This is a genomic window from Streptomyces sp. NPDC050433, assembly GCF_044458565.1.
In the GTDB taxonomy this organism is placed as follows: Bacteria; Actinomycetota; Actinomycetes; order Streptomycetales; family Streptomycetaceae; genus Streptomyces.
Genome location: NZ_JBITIB010000032.1, coordinates 82314 through 104241, shown reverse-complemented (window position 1 = coordinate 104241; position 21928 = coordinate 82314). Strand labels below are relative to the sequence as shown.

The 21928-nt window shown below is 70.0% G+C and carries 23 protein-coding genes and 5 tRNA genes; 9 read left to right on the top strand and 19 right to left on the bottom strand.

Features of this window, described 5'->3' with window-relative positions:
- The first annotated feature begins 286 nt into the window (after positions 1-286).
- A complete protein-coding gene (gene rpmB / locus ACIBLA_RS31195) occupies positions 287-472 on the top strand; it encodes a 50S ribosomal protein L28 (protein WP_003957616.1) in 186 nt (61 codons plus the stop codon).
- Between the two features lie 138 nt (positions 473-610).
- On the opposite strand, the gene thiD is transcribed toward rpmB, so the two are convergent.
- Both thiD and ACIBLA_RS31185 read right to left on the bottom strand, forming a co-directional pair.
- The gene (gene thiD, locus ACIBLA_RS31190) at positions 611-1465 is read right to left on the bottom strand and encodes a bifunctional hydroxymethylpyrimidine kinase/phosphomethylpyrimidine kinase (RefSeq protein WP_399200547.1); all 855 of its coding nucleotides are present in this window, start codon (positions 1463-1465) and stop codon (positions 611-613) included.
- A 37-nt stretch (positions 1466-1502) separates the two neighbouring features.
- Positions 1503-2465 carry a thiamine-phosphate kinase gene (locus ACIBLA_RS31185; RefSeq protein ID WP_363242509.1) on the bottom strand — a complete coding sequence of 321 codons (963 nt, stop codon included), beginning with the start codon at positions 2463-2465 and terminating at the stop codon, positions 1503-1505.
- Positions 2466-2727: 262 nt separating this feature from the next.
- On the opposite strand from ACIBLA_RS31185, the gene ACIBLA_RS31180 reads away from it, so the two are divergent.
- Entirely contained in the window at positions 2728-2961 is a 234-nt protein-coding gene (locus tag ACIBLA_RS31180) for an Lrp/AsnC ligand binding domain-containing protein (protein WP_363242510.1), read from the top strand.
- Positions 2962-2993: 32 nt separating this feature from the next.
- The gene (locus ACIBLA_RS31175; RefSeq protein ID WP_363242511.1) at positions 2994-3467 is read left to right on the top strand and encodes a DUF3515 domain-containing protein; all 474 of its coding nucleotides are present in this window, start codon (positions 2994-2996) and stop codon (positions 3465-3467) included.
- A 57-nt stretch (positions 3468-3524) separates the two neighbouring features.
- Here the strand turns inward: ACIBLA_RS31175 and ACIBLA_RS31170 are convergent, their stop codons facing one another.
- The 3 genes from ACIBLA_RS31170 to ACIBLA_RS31160 are packed head-to-tail and all read right to left on the bottom strand — an operon-like array spanning position 3525 to position 6468.
- Positions 3525-4682, bottom strand: a complete 1158-nt coding sequence (locus tag ACIBLA_RS31170; protein WP_363242512.1) for a D-alanine--D-alanine ligase family protein — start codon at positions 4680-4682, stop codon at positions 3525-3527.
- Positions 4683-4717: 35 nt separating this feature from the next.
- The gene (locus ACIBLA_RS31165; protein WP_363242513.1) at positions 4718-5719 is read right to left on the bottom strand and encodes an NAD(P)H-dependent glycerol-3-phosphate dehydrogenase; all 1002 of its coding nucleotides are present in this window, start codon (positions 5717-5719) and stop codon (positions 4718-4720) included.
- Complete coding sequence (locus ACIBLA_RS31160; protein WP_363242514.1) at positions 5716-6468, bottom strand: lysophospholipid acyltransferase family protein; 753 nt, start codon at positions 6466-6468, stop codon at positions 5716-5718. Before ACIBLA_RS31160 ends, ACIBLA_RS31165 begins: the two co-directional genes overlap by 4 nt.
- A 187-nt stretch (positions 6469-6655) precedes the next feature.
- Between ACIBLA_RS31160 and cofC the strand changes: the two genes are divergently transcribed.
- On the top strand, positions 6656-7423 hold the full coding sequence (cofC, locus tag ACIBLA_RS31155; RefSeq protein WP_399200553.1) for a 2-phospho-L-lactate guanylyltransferase: 768 nt from the start codon (positions 6656-6658) through the stop codon (positions 7421-7423).
- A gap of 17 nt (positions 7424-7440) precedes the next feature.
- Positions 7441-7641: a hypothetical protein gene (locus tag ACIBLA_RS31150; RefSeq protein ID WP_363242571.1), complete on the top strand. Its 201-nt coding sequence runs from the start codon at positions 7441-7443 to the stop codon at positions 7639-7641.
- A 123-nt stretch (positions 7642-7764) separates the two neighbouring features.
- Here the strand turns inward: ACIBLA_RS31150 and ACIBLA_RS31145 are convergent, their stop codons facing one another.
- The 4 genes from ACIBLA_RS31145 to leuC form a co-directional block, all read right to left on the bottom strand.
- Complete coding sequence (locus ACIBLA_RS31145; RefSeq protein WP_363242515.1) at positions 7765-8412, bottom strand: HU family DNA-binding protein; 648 nt, start codon at positions 8410-8412, stop codon at positions 7765-7767.
- Positions 8413-8554: 142 nt separating this feature from the next.
- A complete protein-coding gene (locus ACIBLA_RS31140) occupies positions 8555-8782 on the bottom strand; it encodes a hypothetical protein (protein WP_399200545.1) in 228 nt (75 codons plus the stop codon).
- Positions 8783-8886: 104 nt separating this feature from the next.
- Complete coding sequence (gene leuD / locus ACIBLA_RS31135; RefSeq protein WP_363242517.1) at positions 8887-9495, bottom strand: 3-isopropylmalate dehydratase small subunit; 609 nt, start codon at positions 9493-9495, stop codon at positions 8887-8889.
- A gap of 6 nt (positions 9496-9501) precedes the next feature.
- Complete coding sequence (gene leuC / locus ACIBLA_RS31130; protein ID WP_363242518.1) at positions 9502-10926, bottom strand: 3-isopropylmalate dehydratase large subunit; 1425 nt, start codon at positions 10924-10926, stop codon at positions 9502-9504.
- 181 nt (positions 10927-11107) lie between these two features.
- On the opposite strand from leuC, the gene ndgR reads away from it, so the two are divergent.
- Complete coding sequence (gene ndgR / locus ACIBLA_RS31125) at positions 11108-11824, top strand: IclR family transcriptional regulator NdgR (protein WP_329381031.1); 717 nt, start codon at positions 11108-11110, stop codon at positions 11822-11824.
- Between the two features lie 110 nt (positions 11825-11934).
- On the opposite strand, the gene ACIBLA_RS31120 is transcribed toward ndgR, so the two are convergent.
- The gene (locus ACIBLA_RS31120) at positions 11935-12417 is read right to left on the bottom strand and encodes a DUF4188 domain-containing protein (protein ID WP_363242520.1); all 483 of its coding nucleotides are present in this window, start codon (positions 12415-12417) and stop codon (positions 11935-11937) included.
- Between the two features lie 117 nt (positions 12418-12534).
- Here ACIBLA_RS31120 and ACIBLA_RS31115 point away from each other — a divergent pair, with 117 nt between their 5' ends.
- The gene (locus tag ACIBLA_RS31115) at positions 12535-13200 is read left to right on the top strand and encodes a MerR family transcriptional regulator (RefSeq protein WP_363242521.1); all 666 of its coding nucleotides are present in this window, start codon (positions 12535-12537) and stop codon (positions 13198-13200) included.
- Positions 13201-13284: 84 nt separating this feature from the next.
- Here the strand turns inward: ACIBLA_RS31115 and ACIBLA_RS31110 are convergent.
- The 6 genes from ACIBLA_RS31110 to ACIBLA_RS31085 all read right to left on the bottom strand — a co-directional run bounded on the left by ACIBLA_RS31110 (position 13285) and on the right by ACIBLA_RS31085 (position 14585).
- Positions 13285-13357: transfer RNA gene (locus ACIBLA_RS31110), tRNA-Glu, on the bottom strand.
- Positions 13358-13377: 20 nt separating this feature from the next.
- A tRNA-Gln gene (locus ACIBLA_RS31105) sits at positions 13378-13449 on the bottom strand.
- A gap of 26 nt (positions 13450-13475) precedes the next feature.
- Positions 13476-13548, bottom strand: a tRNA-Glu gene (locus tag ACIBLA_RS31100).
- A gap of 61 nt (positions 13549-13609) precedes the next feature.
- Positions 13610-13682 (bottom strand) — tRNA-Glu (locus ACIBLA_RS31095).
- A gap of 18 nt (positions 13683-13700) precedes the next feature.
- Positions 13701-13772: transfer RNA gene (locus tag ACIBLA_RS31090), tRNA-Gln, on the bottom strand.
- Positions 13773-13862: 90 nt separating this feature from the next.
- A complete protein-coding gene (locus ACIBLA_RS31085) occupies positions 13863-14585 on the bottom strand; it encodes an HAD family hydrolase (RefSeq protein WP_399200543.1) in 723 nt (240 codons plus the stop codon).
- Positions 14586-14665: 80 nt separating this feature from the next.
- Between ACIBLA_RS31085 and ACIBLA_RS31080 the strand changes: the two genes are divergently transcribed.
- Positions 14666-14797 carry a hypothetical protein gene (locus ACIBLA_RS31080; protein WP_363242523.1) on the top strand — a complete coding sequence of 44 codons (132 nt, stop codon included), beginning with the start codon at positions 14666-14668 and terminating at the stop codon, positions 14795-14797.
- A gap of 66 nt (positions 14798-14863) precedes the next feature.
- Here the strand turns inward: ACIBLA_RS31080 and gltX are convergent, their stop codons facing one another.
- From gltX to ACIBLA_RS31065, 3 genes are all read right to left on the bottom strand, one after another.
- Positions 14864-16339, bottom strand: coding sequence for a glutamate--tRNA ligase (gltX, locus tag ACIBLA_RS31075; RefSeq protein WP_363242524.1), 1476 nt, complete (start codon positions 16337-16339; stop codon positions 14864-14866).
- On the bottom strand, positions 16332-17132 hold the full coding sequence (locus ACIBLA_RS31070) for a fumarylacetoacetate hydrolase family protein (protein ID WP_363242525.1): 801 nt from the start codon (positions 17130-17132) through the stop codon (positions 16332-16334). The genes gltX and ACIBLA_RS31070 overlap by 8 nt, the downstream gene beginning before the upstream one ends.
- A 187-nt stretch (positions 17133-17319) precedes the next feature.
- Positions 17320-17496, bottom strand: coding sequence for a hypothetical protein (locus ACIBLA_RS31065; protein WP_363242526.1), 177 nt, complete (start codon positions 17494-17496; stop codon positions 17320-17322).
- 579 nt (positions 17497-18075) lie between these two features.
- On the opposite strand from ACIBLA_RS31065, the gene ACIBLA_RS31060 reads away from it, so the two are divergent.
- Entirely contained in the window at positions 18076-21921 is a 3846-nt protein-coding gene (locus tag ACIBLA_RS31060; protein WP_399200542.1) for a nitrate- and nitrite sensing domain-containing protein, read from the top strand.
- Positions 21922-21928: the final 7 nt, after the last annotated feature.

Genomic DNA, 21928 nt, shown 5'->3' with positions numbered 1-21928 from the left:
CAGCCATCTGGCACAACCGCCGCACCAGAACACCGATCACCCGGTCACTGACCGCCTACGACCACTGACCAGCACATCGGACTTACTCATCTAGTGGCAGGTGGGAAGGGGGGCGGGAGGAGGGTGGGTCCGTTCATGGTAGTTTCGTTCAACCGGCTGAGGCGTTGTATGCTCCTCCGGTTGCCCGGCGAGAGTCGGGCCTCCTCCCCGGTGCGGCCGACATCAGTCAATGATCTCGTCGCGCCGGAATTCACCGTAAGTGCATCTGAAGTCTTTGGAGTGACCCGTGGCTGCCAACTGCGACGTCTGCGGCAAGGGGCCGGGCTTCGGCAACAACATTTCGCACTCGCACCGCCGTACGTCCCGTCGCTGGAACCCGAACATCCAGCGCGTGCGTGCCGTGGTCGGTCGGACGCCGAAGCGGCTCAACGTCTGCACCTCGTGCATCAAGGCCGGCAAGGTCTCGCGCTGACGTTCTCGTCGTAGCGCAGCCCCTGCGGTTGCCTTGAAAGCCGGTCCACCTCGGTGGGCCGGCTTTTTTTCGTGCCCAACTGCCGCACCGTGTCCGCGTAGTTGATCTCGCGGGACAGCGGTGACAGTGCCACCAGGTTCAGCGGAAGCGCCAGGCGTGGTCCACGGGGCCGATGCCGCCGCCCAGCGCGAACCCGGTGGCGATCGCGCCCGTCACGTACTCCTTCGCGGCGACGACGGCCTCCAGGACCCCCCGCCCCGTCCCCAGCCCCGCCGCGATCGCCGAGGCGAGCGTGCAGCCGGTCCCGTGCGTGTGCCGGTTGTCGTGGCGCGGTGCGCGCAGCCAGTGCTCCTCGCTGCCGTCCGTCAGCAGATCCACCGCGTCCCCGGGCAGATGCCCGCCCTTGATCAGGACCCAGCGCGGCCCGAAGGTGAGCACGGCGCCCGCGGCGCGGCGCATCCCGCTCTCGTCCCGCACCTCCACACCGGTCAGCTGGGCCACCTCGTCGAGGTTGGGGGTGGCGACGGTCGCCGTCGGCAGCAGCCGCTTCCGTACGGAGTCCAGCGCCGACGCCGCGAGCAGCGCGTCCCCGTGCTTGGAGACCCCCACCGGATCGACCACCACGGGGGCGGTGGTCTCCGCGAGGAGTTCGGCGACAGTCTCCACCAGCGCCGCCGACGAGAGCATGCCGGTCTTGACGGCCTGGACGCCGATGTCGTCGACGACGCTGCGGTACTGGGCGCGTACCGCCTCCACGGGCAACTCCCAAGCGCCCTGCACGCCGCGCGAGTTCTGCGCCGTGACGGCCGTGAGCACGCTCATGCCGTGGACGCCGAACGCCAGCATGGTCTTGAGGTCGGCCTGAATGCCCGCCCCGCCGCCGGAGTCGGACCCGGCGACGGTGAGGACGCGGGCCGGCGCGCGGGCGGGCCCGGAGGACGCGGCGGACTCGGGAGACTCGGCGGACGCAGCGGACTCGGCGGATATCGGCATGCCACCGAATCTAGTGGGCCGCCGAATCCACCGGCCCCTAGGGAGCGTCCCCGAAATGGTCCCAGCCGCCTTTGCTCGTCCACGGCGCCCCGTCGACCGTCACCTGCGGCAGCGCCGAGGGGTTCAGGACCTCGCCGATCACCTTCCACCTGGCGGGCAACTTGGCGTCGGAGGGGAACGTCGCGACGATCGCGTGGTCCTCTCCCCCGGTCAGCACCCACTGCAGCGGATCCACGCCCACCGCCTGCCCGATGTCGTTCATCTGCGACGGGATGTCGATGAGCCCCGACCGCAGATCGATACGGACCTTGCTCGCGTCTGCGATGTGCCCGAGGTCGGCGACAAGGCCGTCGCTCACGTCCGTCATCGCCGTGGCACCGAGGCCCGCCGCCGCGGGCCCAGCGTGGTACGGCGGTTCGGGCCGCCGGTGCGCCTCGACGAAGGCACGGGGTGACCGGAATCCGCGCGACAGCACCGCGTGCCCGGCCGCCGACCAGCCCAACCACCCGGTGTACGCGACGACATCACCCGGCTCCGCGCCCGACCTGGTCACCGGTTCGTGGTTGCGCAGATCGCCGAGCGCGGTGATCGCGAGAGTGATCGTCTCGCCCCGTACGACATCGCCGCCGACCACCGCTGCGCCCGCGACCTGGCACTCGTCGCGGATACCGTCCATCAGCTCGGTGGGCCAGGTGACCGGGAGTTCGGCGGGGACGACCAGGCCGAGCAGCAGCGCCGTCGGCACCGCCCCCATCGCCGCGATGTCGGCGAGATTCTGTGCGGCGGCCTTCCTGCCCACGTCGTACGCGGTCGACCAGTCGCGGCGGAAGTGCCGCCCTTCAAGGAGGACGTCCGTACTCGCCACGACCCTGCGGTCGGGTGCGGCCACCACCGCGGCGTCGTCGCCCGGCCCGAGCCGGACCGCCGGGGTGGTGGTGAGCCGGGAAGTGAGCTCCCTGATGAGTCCGAACTCCCCCAACTCGCCCACGGTGCCCTTCACCCAGTCCCACCTCTCGTCGTGCGGCCGGCAGATCCGGCCAACCTGCTTGTCCGGCCGAGGTTCCGGCCCCCTGCGTCGGCTGCGCGCCCGCGGTCGCGGACCCTCACCGTTTCCGTACCGTCGACGCGTACGTCAACTTCACCGCTCCTTGCGTCACGCCGCCGGTGCCGCCGTACGCGCGGGTCTCCCCGCGGCACTGGGTGACGCGATACCGTGGCGTCCCTTCCCCCCACAAGATCCTCGTGGCCGCCCTGGAGGTTCCGTGGTACAGGCGTACATCCTCATTCAGACCGAGGTGGGCAAGGCGACGGCCGTCGCCGAGACCATCGCGAAGATCCCTGGAGTGATACAGGCCGAGGACGTCACAGGCCCCTACGACGTGATCGTGCGTGCGCAGTCCGACACCGTGGACGACCTCGGCCGCTTGGTGGTCGCCAAAGTCCAGCAAGTGGACGGCATCACCCGCACCCTGACCTGCCCGGTCGTGCACCTGTAGCCCCCGTCTACGCTTGGCCGGTGACCCCTCCGATGCGCAGGCTATCCGGCCCCCGATTCGCCCGCCTGCCCGCCGTCCTCGTACTCGCCGTGGCAGTCGGCTGCTCCTCCACGGACGCCCCGGCATCGGTGCCGGTTCCCAGCCCTCCGGCGGAGGAGGCGGCACTGTGCCGCGCACTGGACAAGGAGCTGCCCAAGACCGTCGCGGGGCACGACCGGAGTGATCCGGAGCCGGGTTCCGCGCTGACCGCCGGATGGGGGGACGCCGCGATCGTACTGCGCTGCGGCGTCCCCCGGCCCGAGCGGATGAGCGATCCCCAGGCGCGGGGCGTGGACGTGGACGGCGTCAACTGGCTGCTGGAGGAAAGGGATTCGGGGCCCCGGTTCACGACGACGTACCGCAAGACGTACGTCGAGGTCACCCTGGACGAGCGGTTCATGCACGACATCGGCCCGCTGTCGGACCTCGGCCCACCGGTCGCCGACACGGTGCCGCCCAGCCTCTGAGCCCCCGAGAGCGCCGTACGGTCGGTCCGCGCCGCACAGACGACCCGGTGCCGTCCCTCAGCGCAGTCCGGTCGGACGGCGCAGTGCCGCCTCGATCAGCCGGTCGATCAGCTCCGCGTAGCCGACGCCGCTCTCCTGCCACATCCGCGGGTACATCGAGATCGGCGTGAAGCCCGGCATGGTGTTGATCTCGTTGATGACGAACCCGTCGTCCTCCGTAAGGAAGAAGTCCGCGCGGACGATGCCCTCGCAGGAGACGGCATCGAACGCCTCGACGGCGAGCCGCTGCACCTCGGCCGTCTGCTCCTCCGTAAGAGGCGCGGGCACCAGCCCGGCGGCGGCGTCGATGTACTTGGCCTCGAAGTCGTAGAACTCGTGCGACGTGACGGGCGGGATCTCGGCCGGCACACTCGCGCGCGGCCCGTCCTCGAACTCCAGCACCCCGCACTCGATCTCCCGGCCGCGCAGCAGCGACTCGACCAGGATCTTCGGGTCGTGGCGCTGCGCCTCCTCGATCGCGTCCTCCAGCCCCTCCAGGGCGTCGACCTTGGTGATGCCCATGGACGACCCGGCGCGTGCGGGCTTCACGAAGATCGGCCAGCCGTGCTCGGCGGCGAAGTCCACGATCTTCTTGCGGGCGCCCGAGGGGTCCCGCTGCCACTCGCGGGGGCGGATCACCTCGTACGGCCCGACGGGCAGCCCGTACGAGAGGAACACCCGCTTCATGTACTCCTTGTCCTGGCCGACGGCCGACGCCAGGACGCCCGCGCCGACGTACGGGACGCCGGAGAGCTCCAACAGCCCCTGGAGGGTGCCGTCCTCGCCGTACGGGCCGTGCAGCACCGGGAAGACCACGTCGACCTCGCCGAGCGCCTTGGGCACGGAGCCCTGCTCGCTGTAGACGACCTCGCGGTTGCCGGGGTCGACGGAGAGGACGACGTCGCCCTCCGTGGACTCGGCCAGCTCCTCGACGCTCGGCAGCCGGCGGTCGGCGATGCCCATGCGGTCGGGTTCGTCGGCGGTGAGCGCCCAGCGTCCGTCCGTGGTGATGCCGATGGGCAGCACGTCGTACTTCGTACGGTCGATGGAGCGCAGTACGGCGCCAGCCGTGACCACCGAGATGGCGTGCTCGGAACTCCGGCCGCCGAAGACGACCGCCACACGCGGCTTGCGGAGCTGCTGCTCAGGGCTCTGGGGGAGGTTCTCGCTGCTCATATCGCGACGAGGTTACCTGTTTGACCCTCGCCGAGTCAGCGGCGTTCGGGCTTGGCGCTGCGCGCCATCAGCTCCTTCACCGCGACGAGCGGGGGCTTCCCTTCGTGGACGATGCTCACGACGGTTTCGGTGATGGGCATGTCGACGTCGTGCCGCCGGGCCAGATCCAGCACCGACTGACAGGACTTGACGCCCTCCGCGGTCTGGGTGCTCGCCGCGATCGTCTGCTCCAGCGTCATGCCGCGCCCGAGGTTGGTCCCGAAGGTGTGGTTGCGCGAGAGCGGCGAGGAACACGTCGCGATCAGATCGCCCATTCCGGCGAGTCCGGAGAACGTGTGCGGGTCGGCGCCCATCGCCAGCCCCAGGCGCGTGGTTTCGGCGAGGCCGCGCGTCATCAGCGAGGCCTTGGTGTTGTCGCCGAGCCCCATGCCGTCGGCGATGCCGACGGCGAGCCCGATGACATTCTTGACGGCGCCGCCGAGTTCGCAGCCGACCACGTCGGTGTTGGTGTACGGGCGGAAGTACGGCGTGTGGCAGGCCGCCTGGAGCCGGTTGGCGACCGCCTCGTCGGTGCACGCCACGACGGCGGCGGCGGGCTGTCTGGCGGCGATCTCCCCGGCGAGGTTGGGGCCGGTGAGCACGGCGACCCGGTCGGCCGGGGCCTTGGCCACCTCTCCGATCACCTCGCTCATGCGCTTCGCGGTGCCCAGTTCGACGCCCTTCATCAGGGAGACGAGAACGGTGTCCGACGGCAGCAGCGAGGCCCACTCGGCGAGATTGCCGCGCAGGGTCTGCGACGGGATGGTGATGACGGTGAACTCGGCGTCCCTGGCGGCCTCCGCCGGGTCGGTCGTGGCCCGTACCGAGGAGGGCAGTTCGACGCCCGGCAGATAGTCCGGGTTGGTGCGGGTGTTGTTGACAGCGTCGACGACCTCGGGGCGGCGGGCCCAGAGAGTCACCTCGCATCCCGCGTCCGCGAGAATCATGGCGAACGCCGTTCCCCACGATCCCGTCCCGAAGACCGCGACGCGCGTCACTTCGACCCCTCTTCCGCGGCCTTGCGCCGCTTCTCTTCCAGAACCTTGCGGTAGTCGTACGGTGTCGTGGGCACCGGCTCGCCGCGTACCTCGGCGAGCAGTTCGGTGATGGCGGCCATGATGACCTCGGTGACCTCACGGAGGAGTTCGGGCGTCGGCTCCTGACCGTAGAAACGGGAGAGGTCGATCGCAGGGCCGGCCTGTACGCGCAGTGTCTTGCGCGGAAAGAGGCGGACCTTGTTCTCCTTCGCGTACGGCGGTATCACCAGATTGGCGCCCCACTGGGCAACGGGAATGACCGGCGCCTCCGTAAGGAGGGCGACGCGTGCCGCACCGGTCTTGCCGGTCATCGGCCACATGTCGGGGTCGCGGGTGAGCGTGCCTTCGGGATAGAAGGCGACGCATTCCCCGCGTTCGATGGCGTTCACGGCGGCCCGGAATGCGTCGAGGGCGTTGGAGCTCTCTCGATAGACGGGAATCTGTCCGGTGCCCCGGAGCATCATGCCGACGAAAGGCAGATCGAAGAGCGCCGCCTTGGCGAGGAGTCGCGGCACCCGGCCGCTGTTGTACTGGAAGTGTCCGTAGGAGAGAGGGTCCAGAGCCGAGTTGTGGTTCACGGCGGTGATGAATCCACCGTGGGCCGGAATGTGTTCCATTCCCCGCCAGTCCCGTTTGAACAGAATGATCAACGGCGGTTTCGCGATGACCGCTGCCAGGCGGTACCAGAAGCCGATTCTGGGGCGGGACACTCGGACACCTTTCTCTGTGGCCTGGCTTGGGCCGGCCCTGGCTGCTGGGGGTCAAGTGTCGCCCCAGGCCTCTGCTCTGTCGAGAACACCGTACGCCCCGCCCCGCGGACCGAACCTGCGGGCTCAGTCAGCCATTCCCGGGGCGCGGTGGGCCCTGTACCGCGTCGTACGGCGCGGTCGGGCCACAATAGAGGGCCGAACGCTCAAGGACGGAGAGCCCGCCACGAACACCGACCCGACCGCCGCCTGGTCCCTGGTCCTCCCGCTCAAGCCGCTGGTGGTGGCCAAGAGCAGGCTCGCCAGTTCGACGGGCGACCCGCTGCGGCGCCAGTTGGCGCTTGCGTTCGCCCAGGACACCGTCGCCGCGGCGCTGGCCTGCCCCGTCGTACGCGACGTGCTGGTCGTCACCGACGATCCGCTGGCCGCAGCCGAACTGACGGCGCTGGGCGCGCGCGCCGTCCCCGACAGCCCGGCGGCCGGACTCAACGCCGCGCTGGCGCACGGTGCGCAGGCGGTCAGGGCGGAGCGGCCACGGGCCGCCGTCGCGGCCCTGGGCGCCGATCTGCCGGCGCTGCGACCCGACGAGCTGGCGCGGGTGCTCACCACCGCCGCTGATTTCCCCCGCGCATTTCTCGCGGACGCCGCCGAAATCGGAACGACTTTGCTGGCCGCGCGACCCGGATCGGAATTGAATCCGGCATTCGGTGGTCCTTCGCGGCACCGGCATTTGTCCACGGGTGCCGCGGAAATTCTTCTGGCCGGTGTGGATTCCGTACGGCGGGATGTCGATACGGGAGAGGATCTGGTGGCCGCCGCGGCCCTGGGGCTCGGCCCGTACACCGCGCGGCGTCACACACCCGCCGGCCTCGTCCCCGGCGCCGTCACGGGCACCCGGGCGGCCGTCGTCCCCGCTCCCGTCCCCGACCCGGTCTGCGGGGCGCGACCGGGATGCTGACCGATACGCTGGCGGGCATGCAGGCGACCGCGTACACCTTCGAATCCGAGACCCGCAGCGGCAGTGTGCTGCTCGACGACGGGACTCCGGTGGACTTCGACGCCGCGGCTTTCGACGCCGGCGGTCTTCGGCTGCTGCGGCCCGGCCAGCGGGTCCGTATCGAACGCGCGGGCGGGGACAGCGGGAACATCACCCTGGTGACGCTCCAGACCTTCTGAGGGCCGTCTGGCGCCGCTGGGACCGTGCCGTACGCGCCGCCGACCGTCACAACGCCGCGGGCCGGGCTCCCCGAGGGGAGCCCGGCCCGGCGCGTGAGTGGCACTACGGCCTTGTGCCGCTTACTACTTCCTCGCGGTCGCCTTCTTGGCGGTACGCGTACGCGAAGCCACCTTTCGGGCGGGCGCCTTCTTGGCGGTCGCCTTCTTGGCCGGCGCGGTCTTCTTCGCCGTGGCCTTCTTGGCCGCGCTCGCCTTCTTCGCGGTGGCCTTCTTGGCCGCCGTGGCCTTCTTCGTGGCCGTCTTCTTGGCGGCCGAGGTCTTCTTGGCCGCCCTCTTGGCCGTGCCCACGGTCTTCCTCGCGGCGCTCTTCTTCGCCGTCGCCTTCTTGGCGGTGGCCTTCTTGGCCGCGGCCTTGGCGGTCGTACGGGTGGAAGAACCGCCCGACAGGCTGCCCTTGGGCGCCTTCTTGACGGCCACGTCGTTCTTAGGAAGCTTCTTCGAGCCGCTCACCAGGTCCTTGAAGCCCTGTCCGGCGCGGAAACGCGGCACCGACGTCTTCTTGACCCGGACCCGCTCACCGGTCTGCGGGTTACGGGCGTAACGGGCCGGGCGGTCGACCTTCTCGAACGAGCCGAAACCGGTGACGGATACCCGCTCACCCGCGACGACGGCGCGGACAACAGCGTCCAGTACCGCGTCGACCGCGTCGGCCGCCTGCTGGCGACCGCCGACCTTGTCCGCAATTGCTTCTACGAGCTGCGCCTTGTTCACGTCTTCCCCTTCGGAGACATTGCCAGAACGAAAGTGTTCAAGCTTTTCCGCACGTTAGGCAGATATATACCGCAAATCAAACACGAAACGGGCTAATCACCCTAGTGCCGCAACGAAGTCGACCCCGCGGAGTTCCGCGGCTTCAGTCGCCTTCCGGGAATCGACCCTCGTCGAGGTCCTTCATCAAGCGGTCCAGACGACGTGCCGCGTCTAAGAGATCGTGTTTGGCCGCGGCCGTGATGACCAGCAGCTTCCGGGTCAGCGCCATCCGTACGCCCTCCGGGACTTGCAGTGCGCGCACTCTTGTGTGCGCTTCCTTGAGTCGGTCCGCAACCACTCCGTAAAGCTCGAGTTGGCTGTCGGGTTCCATGCACCGATTGTGCCATCTGAGGCGAGTTGTCGCCCGGCGGGGTCTCAACAAGGCACTGCGCCCCCTACCCGGAGGCAGAGGGCGCACATGAGGAAAAGCGCTGATCAGACGGCAATTGTGCGGGGTTTGAAGGACGGCCGGGAGTGCTCGTACGCGACGATGTCCGCTTCGTTCTTCAGGGTGAGACCGATGTCGTCGAGGCCGTTGAGGAGGCGCCAGCGGGCGTTCTCGTCCAGCTCGAAATCGGCGGTCACCGTTGCTCCGTCGGGGCCCTCGGCCCGTACCTGACGCGCTTCGAGGTCCACCGTCACCGTCGCGGTCGGGTGCGCCTCGGTCAGTTCCCAGAGGTGGTCGACGACGCGCTGCTCCAGAACGACGGTCAACAGACCGTTCTTGAGGGAGTTGCCGCGGAAGATGTCGGCGAACCGGGAGGAGATGACAGCACGGAAACCGAAGTTCTGCAGCGCCCACACGGCGTGTTCGCGTGACGAGCCCGTGCCGAAGTCCGGTCCGGCGATCAGCACCGAGGCGCCCTGCCGCTCGGGCCGGTTGAGAACGAAGTCCGGGTCCTTGCGCCAGGCCTCGAACAGCCCGTCCTCGAAACCGTCGCGCGTGACCTTCTTCAGCCAGTGCGCCGGGATGATCTGGTCGGTGTCGACGTTGCTGCGGCGCAGCGCAACGGCCCGGCCGGTGTGTGTGGTGAAAGCATCCATGACCGCTCAGGCCTCCACGGGGGTGCGGGTGTCGGACAGGTCGGCGGGCGAGGCCAGCCGGCCCACCACGGCGGTGGCGGCGGCGACCTGGGGCGAGACGAGGTGGGTCCGGCCGCCCTTGCCCTGCCTGCCCTCGAAGTTGCGGTTCGAGGTCGACGCGGAGCGCTCGCCGGGCGCGAGTTGGTCGGGGTTCATGCCCAGACACATCGAACAGCCCGCGTGCCGCCATTCGGCGCCCGCGCCGGTGAAGACCTTGTCCAGGCCCTCGGCGACGGCCTGGAGCGCGACCCGTACGGAGCCGGGGACCACCAGCATCCGTACGCCGTCGGCGACTTTGCGGCCGTCCAGGATCGAGGCGGCCGAGCGCAGGTCCTCGATACGGCCGTTGGTGCACGAACCTACGAAGACGGTGTCCACCTTGATGTCGCGCAGCGCCTGCCCGGCGGTCAACCCCATGTACTCCAGGGCCTTTTCGGCGGCGAGCCGCTCCGAAGCGTCCTCGTACGAAGCGGGGTCGGGGACGTGCGTCGACAGCGGCGCGCCCTGGCCGGGGTTGGTGCCCCAGGTGACGAACGGGGCCAGCTCCGTGGCGTCGATGAAGACCTCGGCGTCGAAGACGGCGTCGTCGTCGGTGCGCAGCGTGCGCCAGTACTCGACCGCGGCGTCCCAGTCGGCCCCCTCGGGGGCGTGGTCGCGGCCCTGGAGGTAGTCGAAGGTGGTCCGGTCCGGGGCGATCATGCCCGCCCTGGCGCCGGCCTCGATCGACATGTTGCAGATGGTCATTCGGGCTTCCATCGAGAGCTTCTCGATGGCCGAGCCGCGGTATTCGAGGATGTAACCCTGGCCGCCGCCGGTGCCGATACGGGCGATGACGGCGAGGATCAGGTCCTTGGCCGTGACGTCGGCGGGCAGTTCGCCCTCGACGGTGATGGCCATGGTGCGGGGGCGGGCCAGCGGCAGTGTCTGGGTGGCCAGGACGTGCTCGACCTGGCTGGTGCCGATACCGAAGGCCAGCGCGCCGAAGGCGCCGTGGGTGGAGGTGTGGCTGTCGCCGCACACGACGGTGGTGCCGGGCTGGGTCAGCCCGAGCTGCGGGCCCACGACGTGGACGACACCCTGCTCGACGTCGCCCAGCGGGTGCAGCCGTACACCGAAGTCCGCGCAGTTCTTGCGCAGCGTCTCCAGCTGGACGCGCGAGACGGGGTCGGCGATCGGCTTGTCGATGTCGAGCGTCGGGGTGTTGTGGTCCTCGGTCGCGATGGTGAGATCGAGTCGTCGCACCTGCCGGCCGTTCTGGCGCAGACCGTCGAAGGCCTGCGGACTCGTCACCTCGTGCAGCAGGTGCAGATCGATGAAGAGAAGGTCGGGCTCGCCCTCGGCGCGCCGGACGACATGGTCGTCCCAGACCTTCTCCGCGAGTGTCCTACCCATCGCTTTCCCTTCGGCCGGCAGCGCCGCCGGCAGTCCTGGAGATATGTGGGGCCCACGCCGGTGTCCCGCGCGCCCACGTCCGCCGCGAACCCGGTTCGCGTACGGGCCCGTCCCTACAGGTTGGCAAGTTCCGCGGAAAATTGAACTTGCGTTTCACAGAGTGAGACGTGAGTATCGTTGCATGGACAACTCTAGCGGCGTCGGCGTTCTCGACAAGGCAGCTCTGGTATTGAGCGCCCTGGAGTCCGGTCCGGCCACCCTCGCGGGGCTGGTCGCTGCGACCGGGCTCGCACGGCCCACGGCCCACCGGCTGGCCGTGGCCCTGGAACACCACCGGATGGTGGCCAGGGACATGCAGGGCCGGTTCATCCTCGGTCCGCGGCTCGCCGAGCTGGCGGCGGCGGCCGGTGAGGACCGGCTGCTCGCGACGGCGGGGCCGGTGCTCACGCATCTGCGCGACGTGACCGGGGAGAGCGCGCAGCTCTACCGGCGCCAGGGCGACATGCGGATCTGTGTGGCCGCCGCCGAGCGCCTGTCCGGTCTGCGGGACACGGTGCCCGTCGGCTCCACGCTCACCATGAAGGCGGGCTCCTCGGCGCAGATCCTGATGGCCTGGGAGGAGCCGGAGCGGCTGCACCGCGGCCTCCAGGGGGCACGGTTCACGGCCACGGCGCTCTCCGGTGTACGGCGGCGGGGCTGGGCGCAGTCGATCGGCGAGCGCGAGCCGGGCGTCGCCTCGGTCTCCGCGCCCGTACGCGGGCCGTCCAACCGGGTCGTGGCGGCGGTCTCGGTGTCCGGCCCGATCGAGCGGCTGAGCCGGCATCCGGGCCGGATGCACGCCCAGGCGATCATCGACGCGGCCGGGCGGCTGTCGGAGGCGCTGCGCCGCACCGGCTGAGCGGCGCCGCAGGGTGTCGCGCGGCGCCGCGCACGTTCCCAACTCCGGGCCCCGTGTGGCGGAGTTGGCGAAGCCGGCAGAGTCTGCGGGGTCGGGCGGGGCCGGCGGGGTCACGCGCCGAGGCGGTCCGCCGCACGGTCGCCGCGACGCCCAACAGGCACCACCTCCGTGGCGGCGCCGAGGCCGAACGCCGGCATGTTGATGTAGATGCTCTCGTACGAGCCGGCCGGGACGACGTACGTCTCGTGCCAGAAGCCCACCTTGCCCTTGCCGGCGCGCAGCCGGCGGTTGAACTCCGCCCACGCGGGGCGGTGCTCACCGTCCTGCGCGGAGGCGTACGCGAGCAGCTTCTCCTTCGAGTCCCAGTACTCGACCACGTACAGCACGCGCGGAAAGCCCAGCAGCGACTGGACTCCGATGAGGCCACTGCCCTTGTCGCGCGACAGCTCCCTCAGCATCCTCGGCATGGCCGTGAACACCGGCCACCAGCTGCGCACGGCGCGGAAGTTGTTGATGCGCATCCCGACGATGAAGACGACGACGTCCCCCTCGGCAGCGGCGGTCATCCGGCCCTCGATCAGCTTCGCACCCATGACGATTTCCCCTGCTTCCGGCCGCGTGAAGGCGGCGGTACGGGCGGCGACCCTCTTTGGAGAGTGCCACTATCCATGATTGGATAGTGGCACTCTCCAAAGGATGGTGCAAGCGGTATGCGGATGGCGGAGCTGAGTGAGCGCAGTGGGATTCCCACCGCCACGATCAAGTACTACCTGCGGGAGGGGCTGATCAGGCCGGGCCACCGGGTCACCGCCACACAGTCCGCGTACGACGACGAGCATCTGCGCCGGCTGCGTCTCGTCCGCGCGCTGACCCAAGTGGGCCGGATGCCGGTCGCCACCGCGCGCGAGGTGCTCACGGCCATCGAGGACGACTCCATCGACCACCACATGCGCCTGGGCGCGGCGATCAGGGCGCTGCCCAGCGACGGGGCGCTGGACGCCGCCTTCGACGCCGACGAACTGGACGAGGAGACACTGTCCGCGCAGCGCCGGGCCGAGGAGCTGTTCGAGGAGTTGGGCTGGACGCACGCGAGCGGGATGGGTGCCTCGGAGGCGGCGTACCGGGTCCTGGTGGGCGCGATCGCCGGGCTGTCCAGGACCGGCTATCCGTGCGAGCTGGCGGACCTGCTCCCGTACGGGCGGCTCGCCGACCAACTCGGCGTCACCGACATCGACATGGTGGAGCGGTACGGGGACCCGTACGAGCAGGTGGAGGCGGCCGTCGCGCTCACCGTGCTGTACGAGCCGGTGCTGCTCAGCCTGCGCCGGCTGGCGGAGGCCGAGGAGTCCAACCGGCGCTACAGTTTGGGGAATTGAGCGCGTGTCACACCGGGAGAGGCGAGGCGTGGGGCGGGGCAAATGAAAAGGCCCTCCGCGATCGCGGAGGGCCTCGTCGTCACGTACCCCCGACCGGATTCGAACCGGCGCTACCGCCTTGAGAGGGCGGCGTGCTAGGCCGCTACACAACGGGGGCTAGCTGGTGGAGCGTTGGAGCTGGGCTACCAGGACTCGAACCTAGAACAACGGAACCAGAAACCGTCGTGTTGCCAATTACACCATAGCCCAAGGGTGATTCGGACTTACGTTCTGCGTACCCCCGACCGGATTCGAACCGGCGCTACCGCCTTGAGAGGGCGGCGTGCTAGGCCGCTACACAACGGGGGCCCTAGCGATCCTGCATCGACATGTCCGGGTGCGACCCGAAGAAATCGGAGAGAAGGATCTGTACCCCCGACCGGATTCGAACCGGCGCTACCGCCTTGAGAGGGCGGCGTGCTAGGCCGCTACACAACGGGGGCGTTGCAGAAGACTCTGCGCTGGGCTACCAGGACTCGAACCTAGACTAACGGAACCAGAAACCGTCGTGCTGCCAATTACACCATAGCCCACCAAAACTCAACCCCCGGAGTGGGGGTTTCTGTTTGGGTTTGCGCTTTCCGGCCAGACCTTCCGGTCTCTGGGGCGGCGCAGGAAGAACATTACCCGATGGGAGACGGCGCTCCAAAACGAGTATCACCGCGCAGCAGGGCGGGCAGGCGGTCCAGATCGTTGATCGTCACGAGCTCGGGGCGGCCACCGAGTCGCCCCCGGTCGAGCCAGACTCCGGCCAGTCCGGCGGCGGTGGCGCCGCCGGCGTCGATGTCCGGTTCGTTCCCTACGTAGGCGACTTCGGAGGGGTCCAGTTCCAGGGCGTCGCAGGCCGCGTGGAAGGCGGCGGCGTCGGGTTTGGAGACACCGAGCTCGGCGGCGCACAGGACCGACTCGAAGTAGTCGCGCACACCGAGGATCCGGAGCTTGCGGTCCTGGTTGTGGATGCTCGAATTGGACAGGACGGCCTGCCGGTAGTCGGGGGCCAGCGAGTCCAGAGCGGCGCGGGCGTCGGGAAAGAGCTTCCAGGCGGATTCGTAGTGCGCGACGTAGCGGCCGAACCAGGCGTCGGCGGCGGGGTCGGTCAGCGCCTCCGTACCGAGGAACTGCCTGACGCGGTCGCGCCGCTGCCCCTCGAAGGTGGTCTCGCCGTCGGCGAACCGAGCCCAGTGGACATCGGTGATCTCGCGCCAGTGCGCCAGCGCCCGCTCGGCGGTGGCGAAGCGGTCGGCGAGCCCCTCGGCCGCGAGATGCAGCCTCATACCGGCGCGGTCGGCGGTGGCGTAGTCGAAGAGGGTGTCGTCGATGTCCCAGACGACGGCTCGGATCGGCATACGACGACGGTACCTGGACCGCGCCGTCGCACCCGTCCCTCGCGCGTACGGCGGCGCTCACCGGGACCCAACTCGCCGGGTTGTCAGTCCTGGAGAAGCGACTCGCCGTCAACCCGTACGGACCGCCTGCGACGAGCAACCGGGACGACAACTGGTCGGCGGCGTTCGCCGGTGGCTTCGTGATCAGCGTCGTCGGCCTCGTGGCGCTCTGACCTCCCGCGTACGGCGAGGGGGGGCGGCCAGGTCGGCCGCCCCCCCTCGTCATACGTCCGCCCGAGCTACGCCGCGAGCTTCGCCAGCGCCGCGTCGACGCGCTTCAGCGTGCGCTCCTTGCCCAGGATCTCCAGCGACTCGAACAGCGGCAGGCCCACCGTGCGGCCCGTGACCGCGACGCGGACCGGGGCCTGGGCCTTGCCCAGTTTGAGGCCGTGCTCCTCGCCGGCCGCCAGGACCGCGTTCTTCAGGGACTCGGCGCTCGACCAGTCCGCGTCCGCCAGCTTCGCGCGGGCCGTGATCAGCAGGGCCACGGGGTCGCCCTTCATCGCCTTCGTCCAGGACGCCTCGTCCTCGACCGGCTCGGCGCGGAACAGGAAGTCGACGTTGGCCGTGATGTCCGAGAGCACCGTCACGCGGGTCTGCGCGTACGGGGCGATCGCCTCGAAGGCCGCCTGATCGAAGTCCTCCGGCGCCCAGTTGGCGTACGGGGCCCGCAGCCAGGGCGCGCAGGCCTCCATGAAGGTCTTCACGTCCAGCTGCCGGATGTGGTCGGCGTTGATCGCCTCGGCCTTCTTCAGGTCGAACCGCGCCGGGTTGGCGTTGACGTCGGTGATCTCGAATGCGCCGACCATCTCGGCGCGGGAGAACACGTCCTGGTCGGCGGAGAAGGACCAGCCCAGCAGGGACAGGTAGTTGAGCAGCCCGTCGGGCAGGAAGCCGCGCTCACGGTAGAGGTTGAGCGAGGCCTGCGGGTCGCGCTTGGAGAGCTTCTTGTTGCCCTCGCCCATCACATACGGCAGGTGCCCGAACTGCGGTACGAAGTGGGCGATACCGAGCCCCATCAGCGCCTGGTAGAGGGCGATCTGACGGGGCGTGGAGGAGAGCAGGTCCTCGCCGCGCAGGACGTGGGTGATCTCCATCAGCGCGTCGTCGACCGGGTTGACGAGGGTGTAGAGCGGCGCACCGTTTGCGCGGACGATGCCGTAGTCGGGCACGTTCTCCGGCGTGAAGGTCAGCTCGCCGCGGACCAGGTCGGTGAAGGTGATCGGCTCGTCGGGAATCCGGAAGCGGACGATGGAGGTGCGGCCCTCGGCCTCGTACACCGCCTTCTGCTCGGCGGTGAGGTCGCGGCAGTGGCCGTCGTACCCGGAGGGCCTGCCCGCGGCGCGCGCGGCGTCGCGGCGGACCTCCAGCTCCTCGGTGGTGCAGTAACAGTGGTACGCGTGGCCGGCGGCGAGCAGCTTGTCGGCGACGTCCCGGTAGATGTCCATCCGCTGCGACTGGCGGTACGGCGCGTGCGGGCCGCCCACCTCGGGCCCCTCGTCCCAGTCGAGGCCGAGCCAGCGCAGCGAGTCGAGCAGCTGCTCGTACGACTCCTCGGAGTCGCGCGCGGCGTCGGTGTCCTCGATGCGCAGGACCAGGGTGCCGCCGTGGTGGCGGGCGAACGCCCAGTTGAAGAGGGCGGTGCGGACCAGGCCCACATGAGGGTTGCCGGTCGGCGAGGGACAGAAACGTACGCGGACGGTCGCGTTAGCCACGCTTGATCACCTTGTTGGTGAGAGTGCCGATGCCTTCGATGGTGACGGCGACCTCGTCGCCGACGCTGAGGGGGCCGACCCCCGCGGGGGTGCCGGTGAGGATGACGTCGCCGGGCAGCAGCGTCATGGCCTCGGTGATGTGCACGACGAGGTCCTCGACGGAGCGGACCATGTCGCTGGTGCTGCCCAGCTGGCGCTGCTCGCCGTTGACGGTGCACTGGACGGCGAGGCCGTCGCTCACGGCCGCCAGATCGATGGAGGTCTCCACCCAGGGGCCGAGCGGGCAGGAGGTGTCGAAACCCTTGGCGCGGGCCCACTGGTTCTCGCTCTTCTGGGCGTCCCGCGCGGTGACGTCGTTCGCGCAGGTGAATCCCAGGATCACGTCCTTGACGCGCTCGCGCGGGACCTCGCGGCACATGCGGCCGATGACCACGGCCAGTTCGGCCTCGTAGTGCACGTCGGAGGAGAACGAGGGGTACTCGACGGCGTCACCGGAGCCGATCACCGAGGTGGTGGGCTTGAAGAAGACGACCGGCTTCTCAGGCACCTCGTTGCCCAACTCCGCGGCGTGCGCCGCGTAGTTGCGGCCGACGCCGATGACCTTGTTGGGAAGTACGGGCGGGAGCAGCCGGACCTTGCTCATGGGGACCTTGGTCCCGGAGAGCTCGAAGTCGGAGTACGGAATGCCCTTGATGATGTCGAGGACGAGGCCGGCGGCCGTACCGCCGGTGCCGTCCTCCTCGACCGCGCCGAAGGCGACATTGCCGTCGATGGAGAATCTGGCGATACGCACGAGTTGCTGTCGCCCCTCACTTTGCTGCTGGCTGACTGACGGGACCTGAAGGCTGAAGACTGACGTCCCAGGCTAGCGCGGTGGGGAGCGGCGGCGGACGCGGTGCGCGACCGCCGCGGGGCGTGCCGAGGGGGTGTCCGGCCTGATCGGCAAGACACCCCCTAAGGTCTGATCCGGACGACAGAACCTACTGCGCGACGGGGGCGTCGATCAGCGTCGTACGGCGCGGGTTGGCCGTGCGGGCCGGCAGGTCGACGGAGTGTTCCGGCTGGGCGGGCGGCAGCAGTTCACCGGCGTCGTCCAGGTCCGCCAGAGTGGTGCGGCGGGGGTTGGCGGTGTTGCGGAACATCATCGTCATCTTCATCGGTTCTTCTCAGACCTTGTCGGGTATGGGTGCTCAGGAGCGCCGCTTGTCGGATATGCCATCCCTGTAAAGCGTCAGGCTAAACACGTGATTCCCTGCGAAAGCCTGGAAGCCCCGACGATCTCCATGTGAGTTTGCTCACGAGCTGCCGGGCAATTCACCCATCACGGACAGTGGTCGAGACCGGTGGAAGTGGACATAGCGCCATCGAACCCTGCATTCCGCTCCTGATCATCAGGACTGGGGCACCCCGCACGCACACGGGACTCGTTCCGGGAAGTCCGTTTCCTCCCTGAACACCGTCTACCGATCGTCACGTATCACTCACAGTGCGTCACGCGTGTCTCGGCACGGCACGCGGCCCTTGTTGGAGGTCCTGCTCTGTGCTGAAATTCCACGCACCGCCGCGGGTTCTTCAGGCCGGCGCGTAAGGGCGCGACGCGGCGCCGAGTGGCATGCGGGGAAGGGGAGCATCGCCGGTCACTCAACGACCACCTTGGAGCGCACTCTGCGCTCCACGACGCCGACACCGTTCCGCCGTTCTGCGGGGGGACGCCTGGTCCAGAGGTTGCGACGCTAGTGCAGGGACGTTTCAAGAGGGATAGCAGCGCTGCGGCGGAGCAGGAGCCCCGCGGCGGGACCGACCGCGGCTCCTCGCCCCAGCACACCCAGAACCCGGGCCCGGGACCGGCCGGCGAGGGTGGCGACCGGGGTGCCAAGCCCGGCACGGCGGCCGGTGGTGACGCCCCGAACCCCGCGGCCAAGTCGGCACCGGCCGAAGCCGGTTCGCGAATAGCACTGCGCAACTGGCGCATCAGCACCCGACTGGTGGCGCTGCTCACCCTGCCGGTGGTCGCGGCCACCACGCTGGGCGGACTGCGTATCAACGAGTCCATGAACGACATGCAGCAGCTGGAGCACATGCAGTTGCTGACGAAGATGACCAAGGAGGCGACCAGCCTCGCCGCCGCGCTCCAGGCGGAGCGCGACGAGTCGGCCGGTCCCCTCACCAACGGCGCGAACCCCAAGGACTTCAAGGTCCAGGACCGCCGCACCAAGACGGACCGCGCCAAGAAGGCCTTCCTCGGGGCCACCGTCGACATCGGGAACACCGACGGCGACCAGGCGCTGGAGTCGATCCGCGCCAACGTCAGCCAGATCGCGACCCAGGTCAACAAGATCCAGGAAATCCGCAAGGACGCGTACGACACGGATGCCACGCACTCCTTGACGGTCGACGCGTACAGCGGTCTCATCGACTCGCTGCTGAGCCTCTCGCAGGACATGGCGCAGGCGACCAGCAACCCGGACATGATCAAGCGGACCCGCGCCCTGGCGGCCTTCTCCTCCGCCAAGGAGTACGCGTCGATCCAGCGCGCGATCATCGCCTCCGCGCTCCCCGCCAGCCCCAAGGAGAAGGGCGATCTCAACGAGAACGACCGGCTCTACGGTCTGGCGGCGGCCACCAAGGGCGACAACGCCCTCGCCTCCTTCGACGCGCTGTACGAGTCGATGGGCGGCAACGCCGAGGAGCTGACGGCGCCGCTCAGCGGCAAGGGCAACCCCGAGATCAACGCGGCCGACGAGTACGCGCAGCGGGTGCTGGGCATCTCCGGCGGTCTGGAGGGGCGGCCGAACCGCTCGTACCTCGACTGGACCGACCAGGCGTCCGCCAAGATCAACGCGATGAACATCATCGAGCAGACGCTGCTCGGTGAGATGGAGAACAAGGCGCGCCAGCTGAAGGAGAAGTCTCAGCAGGACGCGCTCATCAACGGTGCGCTGATCTTCGTCGTCCTCGGTGTCTCGCTGGTCGGCGCCTTCGTCGTCGCCCGGTCCATGATCCGCTCGCTGCGGCGCCTCCAGGAGACGGCCACCAAGGTCGCCCAGGACCGGCTGCCCGAGCTGGTCAAGCAGCTCTCCGAGGCCGACCCGCAGGACGTGGACACCTCCGTGGAGTCCGTCGGTGTGCACTCCAAGGACGAGATCGGCAAGGTCGCCGCGGCCTTCGACGACGTGCACCGCGAGGCCGTCCGGCTGGCCGCCGAGCAGGCGCTGCTGCGGGGCAACGTCAACGCGATGTTCACCAACCTCTCGCGCCGCAGCCAGGGCCTGATCCAGCGTCAGCTGTCGCTGATCTCCGAGCTGGAGTCCCGAGAGGCCGACCCGGACCAGCTGTCCTCGCTGTTCAAGCTGGACCACCTCGCGACCCGTATGCGCCGTAACGGTGAGAACCTGCTCGTCCTCGCCGGTGAGGAGCCGGGACGCCGCTGGACGCGCCCCGTCCCGCTGGTCGACGTGCTCCGTGCCGCGGCGTCCGAGGTGGAGCAGTACGAGCGGATCGAACTGGCCTCGGTGCCCACCACCGAGGTCGCCGGCCGCGTCGTCAACGACCTCGTGCACCTGCTCGCCGAGCTGCTGGAGAACGCGACATCGTTCTCCTCGCCGCAGACCAAGGTCCGTGTCACCGGTCACGCGCTGCCCGACGGGCGGGTGCTCGTCGAGATCCACGACACCGGCATCGGTCTCTCGCCCGAGGACCTGGCGGCGATCAACGAACGGCTCGCCTCGCCGCCCACCGTGGACGTCTCGGTGTCGCGCCGCATGGGTTTGTTCGTGGTCGGCCGGCTCTCCCTGCGGCACGGCATCAGGATCCAGCTGCGCCCCTCCGACTCCGGCGGCACGACCGCGCTGGTCATGCTGCCCGTCGATGTCGCCAACGGCGGCAAGAAGATGCCGCCGCGCCCCGGCGCCGGCGCGCAGAACGGTGCGGGCGGACAGTCGCCCGGCGGTCCCGGCGCCCTCGGTGGCGGCCAGCAGTCCGGTATCGCCGCCGGTCTCGCGGGCGGCGCGGCAGGGGCCGGACGGCTCGCCACGCCGCCGTCACGGGGCCAGGTCGGTGCCGGTACGGGGCCCCGCGCCGCGCTGCCGGCCAGGAACGGTCAGAGCGGCCTGCCGACACGGCCACAGTCAGGGACGCCGCAGGACCCGCAGCGCCAGGGCGCGGGCCAGGGTACGGGGCAGAGTTCGGAGCAGCCGAGCCTGTTCGGCACCAGCCCTCGCGAGCAGGCGTCCTCGGGCCGTACGGGCGCCCAGACGGGTCCCGGCGGCCAGCCGTCGGGTCCGGTGCCGCAGGCCGGTGGGCGGCTCGCCCGCCCCGGTCAGAGCCTGAACAGCGGCCCCGGTGGACGGGGCGCCGGCAACCGCGACAGCGGCGCGTTCCAGCAGCAAGGGGCGACGGGGCCCGCCGGTGGACCTCCGCCGGTCGACCGCGGCCGTCAGCTGCCGCCGCCCGGCGGACCGCGCGCCGAGCTGCCCGGCGGCAACCCGCAGCCGCCGCAGCGCCCGCAGCCCGTCGGCCCCGTGAGCTGGGGCAGCGAGCAGCGGCCCGCGCAGCAGCAGTTCCCGCCGGACGCCCCGCGCGGTCACGAGGAGCCCGAGAGCACCGGTCAGTTCGCCATACCGTCGGCGGGGCAGGGCCAGGGGCCCGGCTCCACCGCCGAGTTTGCGCGTCCCGACTTCGACGGGCCGAGGCCCGATCTGAACAGCGGCGCCGGGGCCACCGGCGGTAGCGGATTCGGTGACACCGGCTCCCACCCCGTCCCCAACTCGGGCGACGTCAATGGCGGTTGGCAGGGCGGCGGCCAGGACCTGGGGTCCACCAGCCAGTTCGCCCGCCCGGACTTCAACGCGCCCCGTCCCCCGATGCCGGCCCCCGCGCCCGGCTCCCCGAACCCGGACCTCTTCGCCCAGAACGGCCCGAACGGACCCGTCGGACCGAACGGCCCCACCAACGGTGCCGACTTCGGCGCACCGCGTCCGTCCGTCGGCTCGCTTCCTCAGCAGCCACAGCCGGAGGCACTGCCCCCGGCCGGGCCGGGCGACGGCCGTACGCCGCTGTTCGACACGCTGGAGACGAACTGGTTCCACGGGCAGCAGAACGGCGGCTCGGGCCGCCCGGCGCAGCCCGAGGTCCCCCAAGTGCCGGAGCAGCAGCAGCCGTTCCAGCCGCAGTCCCCGGAGGGCCTGCGGGACCGGCCGGCAGCCTCTCCTCCGCCGATGCCGCAACGGCAGCCGGCGAACGGCCACGCCGACGGCAACGGCGCCGTCACGTCCTCCTGGCGCACGTCACCCAATGACGAGCTGGTACGCCAGGCCGAGCGGGTCAAGAAGCCCGCCGCGGGCGGAATCACCACCTCAGGTCTGCCCCGCCGGGTCCCACGTGCCAACCTGGTGCCGGGAACCGCGCAGGAGCAGAGCAACCAGACCGGTCCGCAGGTCTCGCGTGCGCCAGATGACGTACGCGGCCGGCTGACCAACCTTCGCCGGGGTATTCAGCAGGGTCGTCAGGCCGGCGGCCGTACCGCCGACAGTTCGACGACCGGCAGTTTCAACCTCGGCCCCTCTCACCAGCAGGAGCGTTAGTTGAGTC

Bases quoted from the DNA above. Each gene is read 5' to 3' on its own strand.
- ACIBLA_RS31085 (WP_399200543.1), bottom strand. From the start codon at position 14,585: ATGCCGATCCGAGCCGTCGTCTGGGACATCGACGACACCCTCTTCGAC.
- thiD (WP_399200547.1), bottom strand. From the start codon at position 1,465: ATGCCGATATCCGCCGAGTCCGCTGCGTCCGCCGAGTCTCCCGAGTCC.
- ACIBLA_RS31150 (WP_363242571.1), top strand. From the start codon at position 7,441: ATGCAGGCGACCGCGTACACCTTCGAATCCGAGACCCGCAGCGGCAGT.
- ACIBLA_RS31065 (WP_363242526.1), bottom strand. From the start codon at position 17,496: ATGAAGATGACGATGATGTTCCGCAACACCGCCAACCCCCGCCGCACC.
- ACIBLA_RS31170 (WP_363242512.1), bottom strand. From the start codon at position 4,682: ATGAGCAGCGAGAACCTCCCCCAGAGCCCTGAGCAGCAGCTCCGCAAG.
- leuC (WP_363242518.1), bottom strand. From the start codon at position 10,926: ATGGGTAGGACACTCGCGGAGAAGGTCTGGGACGACCATGTCGTCCGG.
- ndgR (WP_329381031.1), top strand. From the start codon at position 11,108: ATGGACAACTCTAGCGGCGTCGGCGTTCTCGACAAGGCAGCTCTGGTA.
- ACIBLA_RS31140 (WP_399200545.1), bottom strand. From the start codon at position 8,782: ATGGAACCCGACAGCCAACTCGAGCTTTACGGAGTGGTTGCGGACCGA.
- ACIBLA_RS31175 (WP_363242511.1), top strand. From the start codon at position 2,994: ATGCGCAGGCTATCCGGCCCCCGATTCGCCCGCCTGCCCGCCGTCCTC.
- ACIBLA_RS31120 (WP_363242520.1), bottom strand. From the start codon at position 12,417: ATGGGTGCGAAGCTGATCGAGGGCCGGATGACCGCCGCTGCCGAGGGG.
- ACIBLA_RS31115 (WP_363242521.1), top strand. From the start codon at position 12,535: ATGCGGATGGCGGAGCTGAGTGAGCGCAGTGGGATTCCCACCGCCACG.
- leuD (WP_363242517.1), bottom strand. From the start codon at position 9,495: ATGGATGCTTTCACCACACACACCGGCCGGGCCGTTGCGCTGCGCCGC.